Below are 17036 nucleotides of genomic sequence, written 5' to 3' on the forward strand. Positions count from 1 at the left end.
GCAGGAGGCGGCCACTCGCAGCTGAGAGCTGACAGCTGCCCCCCGGGAACCTTCGGAGCCCACGGCTCACACCAAGGCCATGCGCCACCTGGTCTGCCTCTGCCTCGCCTCCAGCCTCCTGGCCGGGGGGAAGCCTGCTTCCGAAGTGCCCGAGCCCGGAAAGGACCGGGCCTTCCTGTCGCGGATCACGGGTGACAGCGAGGGCGGGGCCCGTCCCTGGCATACCTACAAGGCCCCCCCGGAATCGGCTTCCGCCGTAGTGGAGGTCATCGGCGAGCTCACCCGGGAGGAGCTCCGTCAGGTCGCCTTCCAGGAGTTCATCGTCTGGTTCCGGGAGGATCTCCGCCGCTTCCTGAAAGCCCATGGCGGCGTCCTGCCCGAACCCACCAGCCTGGCCTCCGCCACCCTGCCCGTGGACCGGTTCGGCGGCAACCCCGTGCCCCGGAACGTGCCCCTGGGACGCGTGGGCTTCTGATCGCCCTTCCCGTGGAAAAAGCGGAACGCGAAGGGCGCGAAGCCGCCTGCGGCGGAGCGAAGGGCTTCCCCATTTGAACCACCCTCCGCGCTCTTCGCCTTCTTAGCGCCCTTCGCGTTCTTCATTTCTGTTCGGGCCGTCTACTCCATGAGCCTCGGCAGCAGCAGGGCGGCCTGGTCGCGAGCCAGGCGGGCGGCCTCCAGGGCGTTGCGGGCCGCGTCCTCGGGGGACTGGCGGGGCGTGAGCAAGGCCTCGAGTTGGCCCCGGAGACGGGTGGTCTCCCCTTCCGGATCGGAGAGGTGTCGCTGGGCCGCCGTCTCGAAGACCACCAGGAAGCACTGGATGGCATCGCAAGCAGCCGAGACGATGGCTCCGCTGTGCCGGCGGTCGATGTCCAGGGCCAGGGCCGCGGCCAGGAAGCGCAGGCCGTCCTCGAAGCGGTCCTGGGAGGGGTTCGAGGGCCCGGATCCGCTCATGGATCCGCTCATGGCCGACCGCCTGCGGGGGCCGCGGTCCAGCGGGTGTCCGTGCGCCCGGCGAGCTGGCCCGCGGGATCGAAGCGCCATTCCCTGAACCGCACCGCGCCGTCCCTTCCCAGGGTGGCGATCGTCGTGCAGCGGGTTCCGTAGGTCGGATCGACGATGAAGGCCGGCGACAGCTTGCGCTCCAGTTCCAGGCCCACGCCGGTGTCCGGCAGGTCGGCATCGGCGGCGGGCGTCGGATCCGCCAGCGCGGCCAGAAGGGGCGCCTCGTCACCATCCCCGGAGACCACCCAGGCCGTCATGGCCCGCCGGAGCTTCTCGGTCTTGGGCCAGGGCGTGTCCAGGTCCGCGTTGGAGACCACATGCACCCCCGGCGGCACCTCCCGGGAGAGAAACCGCGGGTGGTTGTTCAGGTAGCGCAGGTCCGTCCCGTCCCAGAGCAGCAGGTTGAACCCCGCGAAGGCCATGGCCCGCTCGCGGAGCTCGTCCGCGAAGGCCCGGGCCGGCTGCCGGCCGCGCACGAACGAAGCCACCAGGCCGCCCCGGGATGGCGCGCCGGGGTCCGGCGCCACCATGCGCCTCACGTTGGTGACACAGGCCAGGCGGCCCCGCTTCGACAGGGCCAGCCAGCTGCCGCCCTGGGACAGGTCGCGGCCCCCGAACACCTCGGGGGCGTCCTCCCAGGGGCCGGCGGGGGCCGTGGGACGCGCGTGGTACTCGTCGCGGTTGGCGGCGATGACGAGCTCGAAGTCGGGATGGGCGCGGTAGGCGAGCGCGATGAGGCACATGGCTTCCCATCATAGGCCCCATGCCCCGGTTCAATCCCCGGCTCAGCCCCGCCTCAACCTCTGGCTCAACCCCTGAGAGGGCCCCCCGTAATCCTCCCATCCGAGGTGATTCCATGCGTCCTGGCCTGCCCCTGCCCCTGGCCCTGCTGCTCTGCGGCGCCCTGCTCCGGGCCGACGGCCTTTCAGACCTGAAGGCCGCGCTCAAGGGCCTGCCGGCTCCGGCGAAGGTCAAGGTGAAGGTGGAGGCGGAGAGCCTCGAACGGGAGTCCGGTAAGGACAGCACGGAACGCCGGACCACCGTGGTGGAGGATGGCTCGGAGGGGCTGCGGATCCTGGAGGACAGCCGCCCCGCGGCCGCCCCGGCGAAGGCGAAGGAGAAAGGAGGCACCCGGGCCCCGGGAGCGGCTAAGAAGGGCTCCGGCGAGTTCCACGACGAGCTGCGGCCCGCCGAGGGCCTGCTGGAGCAGCTGGAGAAGGCGCGGCTGCTGGAGGAGAAGGCCGAGGCCTACGAAGGCCGGCCCGCCCGCCGGCTGCGGCTGGCCATGGACCTGGACCTAGACGCCGAGGCCCGCAGCCACCTGAAGAAGGCCGACTACGAGGCCACGGTCTGGGTCGGACCCGACGGCCTACCCCTGGCCATGGATCACCGCATCGAGGTCCGGGCGCGGGTGCTGCTCCTCGCCAGCGTCTGGACGAAGGTCGACATCCGGCGCCGCTTCCAGCGCGTCCAGAACCGGCTACTGGTGCTCGAAGAGCATGCGGACGTCCAGGGCGCGGCCCTGGGGAAGTCATTCAGCGCGAAGGAGACGACCCGCTGCACCGTGCTGTGAACGGCGTTACGGCTTGGTTTCGGGCACCACCGGGTAGTCGCCGGTGAAGCAGGCGTAGCAGTATCCATGGCCGTCGTCGCCCATGCAGGATTCCAGGTCCTTCAGGTCCAGGTAGCCGAGGCTGTCGGCCTCCACGAAGCCCTCGATCTCCTTCAGCGACATGTACGAGGCGATGAGGTGCTGCCGCTTGGGCGTGTCGATGCCGTAGAAGCAGGAATGCGTCGTGGGCGGGCAGGCGATGCGCAGGTGCACTTCCTTGGCGCCGGCCTCGCGGACCATCTGCACGATCTTCTTGCTGGTGGTGCCGCGCACGATGCTGTCGTCCACCAGCACCACCCGCTTGCCCGCCAGCAGGTGCCGCACGGGGTTCAGCTTCACCTTCACCCCGAAGCTGCGGATGGTCTGCTTGGGCTCGATGAAGGTGCGGCCCACGTAGTGGTTGCGGATGATGCCGAAGTCGAAGGGGATGCCGGACTGCTCGGAGTAGCCTAGGGCCGCGCTCACGCCGCTGTCGGGCACGGGCACGATGAGATCCGCCTCCACGGGATGGCGCAGGGCCAGGAGCCGTCCCATCTCGCGGCGGGCCACCATGACGCTCTTGCCGTACACCAGCGAATCGGGCCGGGCGAAGTAGATGTGCTCGAACACGCAGGGTTTCGGCTGGACCTTGGGCAGGGGGAAGACGGAGCGGAGCGTGCTGCCGTCCCGGGGCACCACCACCATCTCGCCGGGGGCCACGTCGCGGATGTAGGCCGCGCCCACCAGGTCGAAGGCGCAAGTCTCCGAGCTGAACACGGTGGTGCCGTTCATGTGTCCCATGGCCAGGGGCCGGAATCCATGCGGATCCCGGGCCGCGATGAGGGTGTGGTCCGTCAGGATGAGCAGGGAGTACGCCCCCTCGGCCTGCCGGAGGGCCGAGACCACGGCATCCTCCAGCGTGTCCGCCTGGGCCCGGTTGATGAGGGCCAGCAGCACCTCGGAATCCGAGGGGCTGGTGAAGGTGTGGCCGTCCGCGATCAGGGCGGCGCGCAGGGTCTCCGTGTTGGTCAGGTTCCCGTTGTGGCAGAGGGCCACCTGGCCGAAGCGGCCGTGGATGAGGAAGGGATGGGCGGCGGAGGCCACGTTGCCGCCGGTGGTGGAGTATCGCGTGTGGCCGATGGCCGCGTCGCCCGGCAGGGCATCCAGCACCGCTTCGGAGAACACGTCCGCCACGTAGCCCAGGGCCTTGTGCAGGTGCAGCCCTTCGGCGTCGCCGGAGCAGATGCCGGCCGCCTCCTGGCCCCGGTGCTGCAGGGCGTAGAGGCCCAAATAGGTCTGCCGCGAAGCTTCCGTCTGGGGACAGATCCCGAATACCCCGCACTCGTCCCTGAACGGCATGACCCCTCCGAGCCTTCCAGATTAAACCCTGGGGGCCCGAACACCCAGATCGGATGCCGAAGGCCACGACCCTCAGTGGGATGCGTCCACCCCGGTCAGCGGACCGTGCTGCCGTCCTCGGGGTCCTGGCGGGCCTCCTGGGCCCAGCTCCTCAGGGTGCTGAGCAGCACGGTCCCGGCCTCGGCGGGGGCCAGGGAACCGGAGCCGTCCAGGCTCTCCAGGTGCAGCTCGATCCGGGCCAGGTCGCCCTGCTCGAAGCGGGCGCTGAGGTCGCAGAGGGCCAGCAGGCCCGGCGCCACCTCCACCAGCACCGTGGAAGCATGCAGCCCCTTGGGCATCTCCAGGCTCCAGACCGGCACGCTCCGGGCACCGAAACGCAGGGCGATGGGCTCCGCGTGGGTCTGCGGCGAAGGACCCGCGAGATAGAGCAGGCGCTCGGCCCGGCCCAGGAGGAGCGCCTGGGAATAGGGCGTGCCCTGGCCGCGGTCCGCCTCCAGCCGCCAGCCGCCCATGCGGGGCTTCTTCACGCGGTTGTGGCTGGTGGTGCCCTCGGTGGCCACGAGGCGGAACCGGGTCTCCAGCGGCGCGGCCTCGCCGCGCAGCCACATCTGCATGCGGTACCGGAGCCCTTCCTGTGCCGCCGCGGGAAGGGAGAGAGCCAGAAGGAGCGCCAATCGGATCAAGGAACCACCATCCTCACCTTCGAGCATGCCATCTCATGCGATCCTGGGCCATGCCGCTCTGCTTCGACCTCGACGGGACCCTGGGCCACTTCAGTTCCGGATTCGTGCTGCTGAGGGAGGCCCTGGGCGATCTCTGGGGCGCGCCACCCACCGCGGAGGACCTGGGCCGCTGCTCGGGCTCCACCGACTGGGAGATCGTGGACGAGCTGCACCGCATGCGCTTCGGCCCGGCGCTGGACGAAGCCGGCTACGAGGCCTACCAGGCCGCCTGCGTGTCGCGCTTCCGGGCGGCTTTCGCGCCCGGCGGACGGGAGGCTGTGGCCTATGGCGGCATCCTCGCCGCCCTGCACCGCCTGGCGGAGCGCCACGCCGTCTGGGTGGTCTCGGGCAACGCGCCGGATCTGTTGGCCTTCAAGGCCGACACCCTGGGCATCGACCCGGCCATCCCCCGCCTGGGCTCCCTGCCCCGCCACGACCGCGCGGATCTGCTGCGGCGGGCCCTACTGGGCTGCCCCGGCCCCCACCTCTACGTCGGGGACCGCCCCCACGACCTGGCGGCCGCCCAGGCCGCGGGCCTGCCCTTCCTGGGCGTGGGGCCCGCCGTGCCGGGCGACCACCTCAGCCTTCCCCCGGACGCCGCGCCCGAGCAAGTCATCGCCTCCGTAACCGGGCAAATGAGGGCCTGAAGCCTCACCGGATGCGACCCGGGCGCGAGACTTCTTCGCCCAGCGGGCAACCTCGTCAGTGTCCCTGCAGGGCCTCGTCCAGCGCCCGCTTCGCCATGCCTTCGCCGTAGCCCGCCCAGCGCTTGACCACCCGGCCCTCGCGGTCGATGACGAAGGTGGTCGGAATGCCGCGGATCTCGCCCAGGGGTTCCAGCCCGCCCTTTCCATCTGGCACGTAGGCATTGAGTCCCAGCTGGGGATTTTTCGAGAGGAAGGGCGTCACGTCGGCCCAGCCGTTCCGGTCCACCGAGATGGGAAGCACCACGTAGCGGTCGCCGCCGGCTCTCTGGAGCTCCGCCACTTCCGGCAGGGACCTGCGGCAGGGCGGGCACCAGGTGGCCCACACATCCACCAGCACCACCTTGCCCTTGTACTCGGCCACGGTGTGTCGCGTCCCCTCGGCGTCGAGGAAGGCCACCCGGCTCACGTCCGTGCCCGTGGACGCCCCGTCCCCGCGGAGGGTCCGGAAGCCCATCACCCCCGCCAGCAGCAGGCCGCCGCCCACCAGGGCCACCGCGGCAGCCGTGCGCCAGCGCGATTCGGGAACGTAGGCATCGGACATGGGAACTCCCGCCAGCAAGTCTTCAGGGTACTGTCCCGCTCCGGGACTTCATACTGGTTCGATGCCGCTGATCTCCGCTTCCGACCTCCGCGACCGCCTCGCCTCGATCCGCCTGCTGGACGCCCGCCAGGATCCCGCCGACTATGCCGCCGGCCACCTGCCTGGAGCCTTCCACGCGGACCTGAACCGCCAGCTCAGCGCGGCCAGCGATCTGGACCACGACCCGGCCCGGGGCGGGCGCCATCCTCTGCCGCCCCTGGCGCGCTTCGCCGCCCAGCTCGGCGCCTGGGACATCGGACCGGACACCGAGGTGGTGGCCTACGATGCCGCGGGTGGAAGCAACGCCTCTGCCCGGCTCTGGTGGATGCTGCGGGCGCTGGGACATGAGCGGGTCGCCGTCCTGGACGGGGGCCTGCCCGCGGCCCTGGAGGCTGGCTTGACATTGACTGTCGATATTCCCACCGCGAGCACCCTTCCGCCCCATCCCGCGGACCGCTGGCGGCTGCCCCTGGTGGACGCGGAAGCGGTGGAGGCCATCCGCCGCGACCCCGCGCGGAAGCTGATGGACGCCCGCTCCCCCGAGCGCTGGCGCGGCGAGAACGAGACCCTCGACCCCGTTCCCGGCCACATCCCCGGATCCGTGAACCTCTACTGGGCCGACAACCTGGGCCCCGATGGCCGCTTCAAGTCCCCGGAGGCCCTGCGGGCCCAGTACGAGGCGGCCCTGGGCGGCGTGTCGCCGGATCGCCTGGCCATCCACTGCGGCAGCGGCGTCACCGCCTGCCACAACCTGCTGGCCATGGCCGTGGCCGGCCTCCCGGGCGCGGCCCTCTACGTGGGGAGCTGGAGCGAGTGGTGCCGGTCTTCACGAGAGAAAAGCGGGCCCACGAAGGACACGAAGTAAAGAAGGTATGGCCGCGAAGAAAGGTCGACGCCACCCGCTCCACCTGCCCCATCCCCCTTCGTGTTCTTGATTCATGTCTTGGTGCCCTTCGTGGAGATCCTTAAATCTATGAATCCCTGGCGCGGCCTCCGAGGCCTCCCCCGCGAAGTGTGGCTGGTATGTGCCAGTACGCTGGTGAACCGGCTGGGTACCATGGCCCTGCCCTTCCTGGTGCTCTACCTCACGGAAGCCCGCCGCTGGACGCCGGAGCAGGCAGCCTTCGGCATGATGGTCTACGGCACCGGCGCGCTGACGGCGGGCCCCTTCGCCGGCCGGCTGGCGGACCGTCTGGGTCACGTCCGGGTGCTGAAGGCCAGCCTCTGGATCTCCGGCGCGCTGATGCTGGTGCTGCCCTTCGCGGGCGCGCGCCCCCTCCTCTTCGTGCTCATCTTCCTCTGGGCGGCCTTCACCCAGGCCTTCTGGCCCAGCGCCATGGCCCTGCTGGCGGACCTCGCCGCGCCGGAGCAGCGCAAGGCGGTCTACGCCCTGCACCGGTTGTCGGTGAACCTGGGCATGGCCGTGGGCCCGGCCCTGGGCGGCGTCATCGCCCACCACAGCTACACCTGGGTGTTCTGGACCGACGGCCTCAGCACCCTGGCCGGCGCCGTGCTGCTGGGCCTGCTGTTCACCGCGGCTCCCCGTCCCACAGCTCCCCAGGGGCATGCGCCGGGCGCGAGCCCCTGGCGGGACCGCCGCCTGGCCTTCCTGCTGCTGCCCTTCATCCCCATGCTGATGGTGTTCTTCCAGATCGAGGGCACGCTGCCGCTCTGGGTGGTGCGCGACCTGGGCCTGGGCAGCCGCTTCTACGGCCTGCTGTTCACCGTGAATACCCTCCTCATCGTGGCCCTGGAGGTGGCCCTCAACCTGGCCATGGCCCGCTGGCCCCATGGACGCCAGCTCTTCCTGGGCTCGCTGTTCCTCGCCTTCGGCTTCGGCCTCACGGCCTGGGCCACGGGACACGCCACGCTGATCCTCACCACGATGATCTGGACCTTCGGCGAGATGACCCTCTTCCCGGCCATGAGCGACGCCGTGGCCACCCTGGCCCCGCCAGATCGGCGGGGCGAGTACATGGGCCTGCTCTCGCTCTGCTTCGCCGTGGGCCTGGCCCTGGGCCCCTGGCTGGGCGTGCTGGCCTACGCCAAGGCCGGGCCGCGGGCCCTGTGGATCGCCACCTTCGGCATCTCCCTCGCCGCGGGCCTGATGCTGGCGAGGTTCCGGACGCCGATGACCCAGAAGGCGCCTGGACCGACCGGCTAGAATGGTCTCCAGCGGGAACATAGCGGGATTCGGGAGGCGCCCATGGGGGTTCTCGAATTGCTCAAGGAAGCCCTGGTAGCCACGGCGCGGAACAAGCTCCGGGCCATGCTGACCATGCTCGGAATCATCATCGGCGTGGGCGCCGTCATCGCAATGATCGGCATCGGCGAGGGGTCCAAGCGGGCCTCGGTCGCGATCATCCGGAACATGGGCTCCAACATGCTGACCATCTTCCCGGGTGCCCCCGGAACCCACACCCACCATGGCCCTCAGGCCATGGGCAGCGCCGAGATCCTCAAGGACGACGACGCCGCGCTGATCCAGACGGAGCTGCAGGATTCCAGCGTGCGGGCCGCGACGCCCCAGGTCCAGACCACGCGCCCGGTGATCTACCAGAACGCCACCTTCATCACCCATGTCCAGGGGACCGGGCCCGAGTTCCAGACCATCCGCGCCTGGGAACTGGAGGCCGGGCGCTTCTTCACCGAAGGCGAAGTGAAGGGCCAGGCCCTGGTCTGCGTCATCGGCCAGACCGTCAAGGCCACCCTCTTCCCGTACGGGGATGATCCGCTGGGGCAGACCATCCGCGTCGGCACGCTCCCCTTCCAGGTCGTCGGGCTGCTGGAGCGCAAGGGTGCCGGCATGTGGGGCGATCAGGACGACCTCGTCGTGGCCCCCTACACGACGGTGATGCGCAAGGTCATGGGACGGACCACCATCCAGCGGATCGTGGTCAGCGCGCACGAGGGCGAGACAGGCCTCGCCGAGGCGGAGATCACCGCCCTGCTCCGGCAGCACCTGAAGGTGCCCCTCAGCCAGGTGACGCCCTTCAACATCCGGAAGCAGGACGAGATGGTCCAGGCCATGGAGCGGCAGGCAGGCATCCTCACGGCCCTTCTCGCGGTCGCCGCAAGCATCTCCCTGGTGGTCGGCGGCATCGGCATCTCGAACATCATGCTCGTGAGCGTGACCGAGCGGACCCGGGAGATCGGCATGCGCCGGGCCGTGGGCGCCACGAGACGGGCCATCCTCTGGCAGTTCCTCTCGGAGACCGTGGCCCTCGCTGGGCTTGGCGGGGTCCTCGGCGTCGCGCTCGCCTTCGTGGCCATCGCCCTCCTGGCCCGTTTGCAGGTCCCGGCGGTCACGGAGGGATGGGCCATCCTGCTGGGCCTGGGCTTCAGTGGCGCGGTCGGCCTCGTGGCCGGCCTCCTGCCCGCGCTGAAAGCCGCCCGCCTGGACGTGATCGACGCGCTGAGATACGAGTGAGCGGGGCTACTTCAACGCCTCCGTGGACTTCATGCGCTGCCGCAGGACGTACTTCTGGATCTTGCCCGTGGAGGTCTTGGGGATGGGGCCGAAGACCACCATGGGCGGCACCTTGAAGCGCGCCAGGTGGGCCCGGCAGTGGGCGATGATGTCCTCCTCCTTCGTCGTGGCGCCGTCCTTCAGCTCCACGAAGGCGCAGGGCACCTCGCCCCACTTGGGATCAGGCTTGGCCACGATGGCGGCCACCAGCACGTCGGGGTGGCGGTAGAGCACGTCCTCCACCTCCAGCGAGGAGATGTTCTCGCCGCCGGAGATGATGATGTCCTTGCTGCGGTCCTTGATCTTCACGTAGCCGTCGGGCTCCAGCACCGCCAGGTCCCCGGTGTGGAACCAGCCGCCGGCGAAGGCCTCCTCCGTGGCGGCGGGATTCTTGAGGTAGCCCTTCATGACGATGTTGCCGCGGAACATGATCTCGCCCATGGTCTGGCCGTCGGCAGGCACGGGCTGCATGGTGGTCGGGTCCATCACGGTCATGGCCTCCTGCAGCAGGTAGGGGATGCCTTGGCGTCCATTCAGGCGGGCGCGCTCGCCAAGGGGCAGGTCGGCCCACTCTTCCCGCTTCACGCAGACGCCCGCGGGGCCGTAGGTCTCCGTGAGGCCGTAGACGTGGGTGATGCTGAGGCCCAGCTTCTCCATGCCCTCGATGATGGCGGCCGGCGGCGCGGCCCCGGCCACGGCGGCGGACACCGGGTGGCCCAGGCCCTCGGGGATGAGGTGGGCGGCGTTGATGAGCATGCCGAGGACCACGGGGGCCCCGCAGAAGTGGGTGACGCCGTGGCGCTGGATCAGGTCGAAGATGGCCTTGGGGTCCACCTGGCGCAGGCAGACGTTGACACCGGAGAGGGCCGCCACGGTCCAGGGGAAGCACCAGCCGTTGCAGTGGAACATGGGCAGGGTCCACAGGTAGACCGAGTGGGGCGGCATGTTCCAGCTGAGGACGTTGGCCACGGCGTTGAGGTAGGCGCCCCGGTGGTGGTAGACCACGCCCTTGGGGTTCCCCGTGGTGCCCGAGGTGTAGTTGAGGGAGATGGCGTCCCACTCGTCCGCGGGCAGCCGCCACTCGAAGTCGGGATCGCCCTCCCGGAGGAACTGCTCGTACTCGATGGAACCCAGCAGGTCGCCCTTGGCCGCCGGATCGTCCACGTCCACCACCAGGATCTCCCGGACCTCCAGCAGCTCCAGGGCCCGGCGGATGGTCGGGGCGAAGTCCCGGTCCGTGAGCAGCACCTTCGCCTCACCGTGCTTGAGCATGAAGGCGATGGATTCGGCATCAAGGCGGGTGTTGAGCGTGTTGAGCACGGCCCCGGCCATGGGCACGCCGAAGTGGGCCTCGAACATGGCGGGCACGTTGGGCAGCATGGCCGCCACGGTGTCTCCGGGCTGGACACCCCGGCGGATCAGGGCCGAGGCCAGGCGCCGGCAGCGGGCGTAGGTCTCGGACCAGGTGATGGTCCGGTCGCCGTGGACGATGGCCTTCTTGCGCGGGAAGACCATGGCGGCGCGCTCCATGAAGGTGAGCGGCGACAGCTGCACGTGGTTGGCCTGGTTCTTGTCTAGACCCGTGGCGAAGGGGTTGAGGCCCATGGTCATCCTCCAAGGGAGCAGTTCGCGGCGATGGTGTGCGGGGTGATCTGGTTGCAAGCCTACCCCGGGATCCGGGGCCTCACAACGGCCACCCGCCACCCGGGGCCGCGATCCACCCTGCCCCTCCAGCGCGGCACGGGTGGTCTCTCTGGCTGGGCTAGGTGTGCCGGTCGAGCAGCGTCAGGATGTCCGACGTGGTCCCGATTTCTCCAAGCCGCGGGAAGATGGTACCGACCGCCCGTTCATGGGCTTCCGCCACGCGGTCCGTCATCGCGTCCACGGCGAAGGCGAGGTGGTACGACCGCTCCCAGGCATCCCGTGCCGTGGACTCCACCCCGATGCTGGTGGCGATGCCGCAGAGCACCAGGTTGGTGATGTGCCTGCGACGCAACTGCAAATCCAGATCGGTACCGTAGAAGGCGCCCCACTGGCGCTTCTGCACCAGGATGTCCCGCCGCGGATCGGCGCACAGCTCCTCCAGGTAGTCCGAGAACCCCGGGGCCGGCGCGCCTGCGGGCGGGGGCACATCGGTCCGGGTGCGGATGACATCAAGGCGATCCTCCGCCCAGCCCACTCGGACGAGCACGACGGGCCGCGCCCGCTTGCGGAAGGCGTCAACCAGCCGGACCGCGTTCGCGATCACCTCCCGTACCGGGTGGACGACCGGCATGGCGACGATGCCCTTCTGCAGGTCGATGACGACCAGAGCGGTTCCCGGATCCAGGGTTGTCACGGGCATGGGGCGCTCCTCCGGGTCTGGCCAGTCATTCGATCATGGCCTCCGCCGGGAACCAATGCCCGGAGAGGTGGGACCTCCCGTCAGGCGCGATCACTCCCGGATCAGATCCCGACGATCCACCAGCTTGAAGACCCGCCCCTTACACCGGGCCGCGGTGGGCTCGATCACGAGGTCGGTGGGGGCGATCCGCTCGGCCTTGGCCTTCCCCCTCACCATCGGGAACAGGAACACCTGCTCGATCTCGCGGAACTCCTCCCTCCCCTCCGGGAACATCACGTACCGCACCAGCCATTGGGTTTCGCCCGCATAGACCTCGTAGCCATAGTGGCGGCAGTCCGGGTCGGCCAGGGCATGGGAGTCCAGCCGCACCCAGTCCGGGGGCGCGGGTTCTCCCCGGTACGCGGGGATGGTGCCGGAGAGGTGGACTCCGGCCGGCTCCAGGGGCGGAGCGGCCTGCGCGGAAGCCAGGGCCACCAAACAGGTCAGGAGGGTTTCGAGCATGGGAAGGCCTCGTCGAGGGATGTGAAATTCCCGTCTCAGAGGCCTATTTTCCCATTTCCCCGAGACCATGTCAGTCACGGGGTTGTGACTTCGAGGTTCGATCAGGCCTGGAGCACGGCCTCGAGCTGGTCCACGGCCCAGTCGACCTGCTCCTTGGTGATGACGAGGGGGGGCGCCAGGCGGATGGTGTCCACGTGGGTGTCCTTGCAGAGCATGCCGCGGTCCTTGAGCAGGTAGCAGTACTTGCGGGCGCCGCCGGCCTCGGGCTTGAGCTGCACGCCGGCCCAGAGGCCGATGACGCGGACCTCCTTGAGCTTGTCGGTCTTCATGCCCTTGAGGCGGGCCTCCAGGTGCTTGCCCAGCTCGGCGGTCTTCTCCACCAGCTTCTCGTCCACCAGCACGTCGAGGGCGGCGCTGGCCACGGCGCAGGCCAGGGGATTGCCGCCGTAGGTGCTGCCGTGGATGCCGGGGGTGAAGACATCCATCACCTCGTCATTGGCCAGGAAGGCGCTCACGGGGTAGTAGCCGCCGCTGAGGGCCTTGCCGATGGTGACGCCGTCGGGGCGGATGCCCTCGTGCTCGAAGGCGAAGAGCTTGCCCGTGCGGCCCAGGCCCGACTGGATCTCGTCCAGCACCAGGAGCAGGTTGTTCTGGTCCGCCACCTCGCGCAGGCCCTTGAGGAAGCCCTTGGGCGGGATGATGACGCCGCCCTCACCCTGGATGGGCTCCATGAAGATGGCGCAGGTGTTCTTGTTGACAGCCTTCTTCACGGCGTCGAGGTCGCCGTAGGGCACGATGACAAAGCCGGGCGTGAAGGGGCCGAAGCGGCTGGTGCTGTCGGGATCCGTGCTGAAGCCCACGATGGTGGTGGTGCGACCGTGGAAGTTGCCGTCGGCCACGATGATCTCGGCCTTGCCGTACTCGATGCCCTTCTTGTCGTAGCCCCACTTGCGCATGGCCTTCAGGGCGGTTTCGACGGCCTCGGCCCCGCTGTTCATCATCAGGGCCTTCTGGAAGCCCGTGAGCTTGCAGAGCTTCTCGAGCAGGGGCGGGAACTGGTCGTTGCGGAAGGCGCGGCTGGTGAGGGCCAGGGTCTTCACCTGGGCGATCATGGCCTCGCCGATCTTCGGGTGGTTGTGGCCCTGGTTCACGGCGGAGTAGGCGGCCAGGAAGTCCATGTACTTCTTGCCGTCCACGTCGGTGAGGAAAACGCCCTCGCCCTTGGTGCAGACCACGTCCAGCGGATGGTAGTTGTGGGCGCCGAACTGGTTCTCCTGCTGGATCAGGGCTTCGGACTTGGTGGAAGTGGCCATGGGATCTCCGAAAGGGGAAGGATGAAGAGGCTCTGGGGGAAAAGGCCCATTTTAGGCCCGGCGGGCCAGTCCACCAGGATTCCCCGGAAGGTCTTGACGAAGTGTCATTCCCGGAAAGACCCGCTTCCGCGCCGCAGACGGGAGATGGACGGGAGATCTGGCCATCACAAGAAGAGGTGAGACAATGCCGTCTTCTATCCCTGCCGCCATGCCCCTGGAGACTCCCCATGACTGAGCAGCCCTCCTCCCTGTACGGCACCCAGCCCGAATCGCCCCGACCGCAGCCGCCGGGCCTGGTGGACCAGATCGCCGGCGTGTTCACGGCCCCCGTGGAGCTCTTCCAGCGCCTCAACAAGGCCCCCAGCTGGGGCTGGGCCCTGGGCGCCATCATCGTCGTCAGCCTGGTGGTGGCCGTGATCTGGGGCCTGAAGGTGGACGTGGACGAGATGCTGCGGCCCATCCTGGAGCGGAACCCCCAGGTCCAGTCCGCCCAGATCGACACGATCATCGAGATGCAGAAGAAGTTCATCATGCCCTTCGGCATCCTGGGCGCCCTGTTCGGCACCCCCGCGGTGCTGGCCGTGCTGGGCCTCTTCTACTGGCTGGTGGGCAAGGCCCTGCCCCAGGATGAGAGCCCCTCCTACCTCCAGGCCTTCAGCGCTGCGGTGGTGCCCGGCCTGGTGAAGCTGCCCCTCATGCTCCTCATCGCCGCGATCTGCCTGATGCGGCCCATCGGCGGCCTCACGCCCGATCGGATCGCGCCAACGTCCCTGGGCTACTTCCTGCGCCCGGAGAGTCTGCGCCTCCAGGCCGCCCTCTTCAACGTGGAGCTGTTCCGGCTGGCCGAAGCGGTCCTGGCCTTCCTGGCACTCCGCTACCTGGTCCGCATGAAGACTGCCGGCGCCCTGATCTGTGTGCTGCTGCCCCTGCTCCTCTCCCTCGGCTTCGGCCTGATGAGGGCGCAGTAGATGGCCTCCAGGAACACCAAGCTCCTCCTCAGCGGCGGCGCCGCCCTCCTGGTCCTGATCGTCCTGGGTCTCGCCTTCGGCGGCGCCCGGGACGAGGACAGCGCCTACTCCTGGGACGCGGTGGGCCGCGGCGACATCCGCGAAACCATCAGCGCCAGCGGCGAGATCCGCGCCAAGACCCAGATCAACATCGGCACCTCCGTGGCCGGCGAAATCAAGGCCATCCACGTGAAGGACGGCCAGGACGTGAAGGCCGGCGACCTGCTCGTGACCATCGACCAGGAGCGCCTGAAGCAGGCCATGGTCCAGGCCCAGGCCGCCGTCGAGGCCGCCCGCCAGGACGCCTCCCGCCTGGAGGCCGCCATGAAGCGCTCCGTGGACAGCTTCCCCCGCTATGAAGCCCTGCGCCGGGACGGCCTCATGTCCGACGAGGACTTCCGCCAGCAGAAGCTGGCCAAGGAGAGCGCCGTGCTGTCGTACAGCAGCGCGCGCGCCGCCGTGGCCCAGAGCGAGGCCAACCTGAAGGGCATGCAGGACGGCCTCTCCAAGGCCACGCTGCGCGCCCCCATCACGGGCCGCGTCACAAGCCTCAAGGCGGAGAAGGGCGAGACGGCCATCCCTGGCATGAGCAACCTGCCCGGCGCCACGCTCATGATCATCTCCGACATGAGCGAGATGCAGGCGGAGATCAAGGTCAACGAAAGCGAGGTGGTCCGCACCAAGGTGGGCCAGACCGCCCAGGTGACGGTGGAATCGCTGCCCGGCAAGCTCTTCCAGGGCTCGGTCATCGAGGTGGCCACGGGCACCGAGAAGACCGGCACCGACGCCAACCTCTACAAGGTGAAGGTGGTGCTCCAGGGCCATCGGGAGGATCTGGACAACCTGCGGCCCGGCATGAGCGCCCGCGCCGTCATCCTCACCCACGAGGTCAAGGGCGTCCTGCGCGTGCCCCTCCAGGCCGTGTTGGAGCGCGAAGGCAGCCTGGAGGAGGCCCAGAAGCAGGGCCTTCTGGCCCCGGCGTCGCGCAACATCGTGATGGTCTTCCGAGGCGGCAAGGCCGAGGAGCGCACCGTGCAGGTGGGCATCGCCAACACCCAGTTCTTCGAGCTGAAGGAGGGCCTGGCCGAGGGCGACAAGGTGCTCACGGGCCCCATCCGCAAGCTGAAGGAGTTGAAGGACAGGGCCTCCGTGAGTCTGCGGGTCAGGTCCGACAGCGAGCTGGCCCGGACCAAGGACGTGAAGAAGTAATGGACGTCCGCGAACCTCTCTCCGCCGCCATCCGGGCCCTCAAGGCCAACAAGCTGCGCTCGGCGCTCACGACGCTGGGCATCATCATTGGCGTGGCCGCGGTCATCGTGGTGGTGAGCCTCGTCCAGGGCCTCAAGACCAGCGTCCTGAAGCAGGTGGAACGGGCCGGCAGCCAGACCATCTTCATCCGTCCCGTCTTCCCCATGGACATGCCCTTCGCCGAGTACACGAAGATCAAGAACAAGGATATGACGCTGGACGAGATGCGCCGGCTGGCCCGCTCCGTGCCGCAGATTACCCAGGTGACGCCCCTCTTCTTCAACGGCACCGAGGTGAAGGCCGAGGGCCGTAGCGCCAACGTCAACCTGATCATGACCGACGAGACCTACCTGGAGCTGAACAGCATCGCCCTGGTGGCCGGCCGCAACTTCGTGCCCTCGGACCTGCGCCTGGGCAACAAGGTGGCCATCATCGGCCCCCGGGTCATCGAGAAGCTGGGCCTCAAGGGCAACCCTCTGGGACGCCTCATCAGCACGCCCACCCTCAGCCTCGAGATCATCGGCGTGCTGGAGGAACAGGGCGCCCAGCTGGGCAACGACCCCGACCAGAACATCCTCATCCCCCTCACCACCGGCATGGCCCAGCTCACAGAGGCCCAGCGGCGCCAGCTCTTCTTCCAGGCCCGGGTGGACCCCCGCCTCTCCGCCGACGACGGCGCCGAGCTGGTGGAGGAATCCCTGCGCCGCATCAAGGGCCTGCGCGGCGCCGAGCCCAGCGGCTTCAAGGTCTTCAGCCCCAAGCAGATCACCGGCATCATCAGCGGCATCACCGGCACTATCACCGCCGTGGCCGGGGGCATGGTCTCCATCGCCCTGCTGGTGGGCGGCATCGGGATCATGAACATCATGCTGGTGAGCGTCACCGAACGCACCCGCGAGATCGGCGTGCGCAAGGCCGTGGGCGCCAAGCGCCGGGACGTGATGCTGCAGTTCCTCATCGAGGCCGCCTTCCTCTGCATCCTGGGCGGCGCCCTGGGCGTGGGCCTGGGCTTCATCCTGGGCGCGGCCATCGGCAAGGCGCTGCTGGGCACCATGGGGTCGGTCCCCGTCTGGGCCCTCGTGAGCGCCCTGGCCGTGCCCGCCGGCATCGGCCTCCTCTTCGGTCTCTACCCCGCCGCCAAGGCCAGCAAGCTGGATCCCATCGAGGCGCTCCGCTACGAGTAGCTCCGCGCC

Annotated in this window: 18 protein-coding genes; 9 read left to right on the forward strand and 9 right to left on the reverse strand. The window is 69.2% G+C overall.

The annotated features are described in order from the left end of the window. The first annotated feature begins 79 nt into the window (after positions 1 to 79). A complete protein-coding gene (locus MLE64_RS07620) occupies positions 80 to 475 on the forward strand; it encodes a hypothetical protein (RefSeq protein WP_243317181.1) in 396 nt (131 codons plus the stop codon). Positions 476 to 615: 140 nt separating this feature from the next. On the opposite strand, the gene MLE64_RS07625 is transcribed toward MLE64_RS07620, so the two are convergent. After that, positions 616 to 951 carry a hypothetical protein gene (locus MLE64_RS07625; RefSeq protein WP_243317182.1) on the reverse strand — a complete coding sequence of 112 codons (336 nt, stop codon included), beginning with the start codon at positions 949 to 951 and terminating at the stop codon, positions 616 to 618. An 8-nt stretch (positions 952 to 959) separates the two neighbouring features. Next, entirely contained in the window at positions 960 to 1745 is a 786-nt protein-coding gene (locus MLE64_RS07630; protein ID WP_243317183.1) for an NRDE family protein, read from the reverse strand. 113 nt (positions 1746 to 1858) lie between these two features. Here MLE64_RS07630 and MLE64_RS07635 point away from each other — a divergent pair, with 113 nt between their 5' ends. Next, positions 1859 to 2575 carry a hypothetical protein gene (locus tag MLE64_RS07635; protein ID WP_243317184.1) on the forward strand — a complete coding sequence of 239 codons (717 nt, stop codon included), beginning with the start codon at positions 1859 to 1861 and terminating at the stop codon, positions 2573 to 2575. Positions 2576 to 2581: 6 nt separating this feature from the next. On the opposite strand, the gene purF is transcribed toward MLE64_RS07635, so the two are convergent. Both purF and MLE64_RS07645 read right to left on the reverse strand, forming a co-directional pair. Further along, positions 2582 to 3952 (reverse strand): amidophosphoribosyltransferase, encoded by a 1371-nt coding sequence (gene purF, locus MLE64_RS07640; RefSeq protein WP_243317185.1) that lies wholly within the window; start codon positions 3950 to 3952, stop codon positions 2582 to 2584. Positions 3953 to 4047: 95 nt separating this feature from the next. Further along, positions 4048 to 4635 (reverse strand): hypothetical protein, encoded by a 588-nt coding sequence (locus MLE64_RS07645; protein ID WP_243317186.1) that lies wholly within the window; start codon positions 4633 to 4635, stop codon positions 4048 to 4050. Positions 4636 to 4670: 35 nt separating this feature from the next. Here MLE64_RS07645 and MLE64_RS07650 point away from each other — a divergent pair, with 35 nt between their 5' ends. After that, positions 4671 to 5321: an HAD family hydrolase gene (locus tag MLE64_RS07650; protein ID WP_243317187.1), complete on the forward strand. Its 651-nt coding sequence runs from the start codon at positions 4671 to 4673 to the stop codon at positions 5319 to 5321. 55 nt (positions 5322 to 5376) lie between these two features. Here MLE64_RS07650 and MLE64_RS07655 read toward each other — a convergent pair whose 3' ends face one another. Continuing rightward, on the reverse strand, positions 5377 to 5922 hold the full coding sequence (locus tag MLE64_RS07655) for a TlpA family protein disulfide reductase (protein ID WP_243317188.1): 546 nt from the start codon (positions 5920 to 5922) through the stop codon (positions 5377 to 5379). Positions 5923 to 5983: 61 nt separating this feature from the next. Here MLE64_RS07655 and MLE64_RS07660 point away from each other — a divergent pair, with 61 nt between their 5' ends. From MLE64_RS07660 to MLE64_RS07670, 3 genes are all read left to right on the forward strand, one after another. Further along, a complete protein-coding gene (locus MLE64_RS07660) occupies positions 5984 to 6826 on the forward strand; it encodes a sulfurtransferase (protein WP_243317189.1) in 843 nt (280 codons plus the stop codon). 108 nt (positions 6827 to 6934) lie between these two features. Continuing rightward, the gene (locus MLE64_RS07665; RefSeq protein WP_243317190.1) at positions 6935 to 8125 is read left to right on the forward strand and encodes an MDR family MFS transporter; all 1191 of its coding nucleotides are present in this window, start codon (positions 6935 to 6937) and stop codon (positions 8123 to 8125) included. 42 nt (positions 8126 to 8167) lie between these two features. After that, positions 8168 to 9391, forward strand: coding sequence for an ABC transporter permease (locus MLE64_RS07670; protein WP_243317191.1), 1224 nt, complete (start codon positions 8168 to 8170; stop codon positions 9389 to 9391). A gap of 6 nt (positions 9392 to 9397) precedes the next feature. Here the strand turns inward: MLE64_RS07670 and MLE64_RS07675 are convergent, their stop codons facing one another. From MLE64_RS07675 to rocD, 4 genes are all read right to left on the reverse strand, one after another. Further along, positions 9398 to 11035 (reverse strand): acyl-CoA synthetase, encoded by a 1638-nt coding sequence (locus MLE64_RS07675; protein WP_243317192.1) that lies wholly within the window; start codon positions 11033 to 11035, stop codon positions 9398 to 9400. Between the two features lie 157 nt (positions 11036 to 11192). Then, positions 11193 to 11774 carry an isochorismatase family protein gene (locus tag MLE64_RS07680; protein ID WP_243317193.1) on the reverse strand — a complete coding sequence of 194 codons (582 nt, stop codon included), beginning with the start codon at positions 11772 to 11774 and terminating at the stop codon, positions 11193 to 11195. Positions 11775 to 11864: 90 nt separating this feature from the next. Continuing rightward, positions 11865 to 12275, reverse strand: a complete 411-nt coding sequence (locus tag MLE64_RS07685) for a hypothetical protein (RefSeq protein WP_243317194.1) — start codon at positions 12273 to 12275, stop codon at positions 11865 to 11867. A gap of 101 nt (positions 12276 to 12376) precedes the next feature. Then, the gene (rocD, locus tag MLE64_RS07690) at positions 12377 to 13588 is read right to left on the reverse strand and encodes an ornithine--oxo-acid transaminase (RefSeq protein WP_243317195.1); all 1212 of its coding nucleotides are present in this window, start codon (positions 13586 to 13588) and stop codon (positions 12377 to 12379) included. 227 nt (positions 13589 to 13815) lie between these two features. On the opposite strand from rocD, the gene MLE64_RS07695 reads away from it, so the two are divergent. Genes MLE64_RS07695 through MLE64_RS07705 form a run of 3 tightly spaced genes read left to right on the forward strand, consistent with a single transcriptional unit; the run spans position 13816 to position 17027 of the window. Then, complete coding sequence (locus tag MLE64_RS07695) at positions 13816 to 14556, forward strand: YIP1 family protein (RefSeq protein ID WP_243317196.1); 741 nt, start codon at positions 13816 to 13818, stop codon at positions 14554 to 14556. Continuing rightward, complete coding sequence (locus MLE64_RS07700; protein WP_243317197.1) at positions 14557 to 15804, forward strand: efflux RND transporter periplasmic adaptor subunit; 1248 nt, start codon at positions 14557 to 14559, stop codon at positions 15802 to 15804. Continuing rightward, on the forward strand, positions 15804 to 17027 hold the full coding sequence (locus MLE64_RS07705; protein WP_243317198.1) for an ABC transporter permease: 1224 nt from the start codon (positions 15804 to 15806) through the stop codon (positions 17025 to 17027). Before MLE64_RS07700 ends, MLE64_RS07705 begins: the two co-directional genes overlap by 1 nt. Positions 17028 to 17036 lie beyond the last annotated feature (9 nt).

Source organism: Geothrix paludis (genome assembly GCF_022808815.1).
Taxonomy (GTDB): Bacteria; Acidobacteriota; Holophagae; order Holophagales; family Holophagaceae; genus Geothrix; species Geothrix paludis.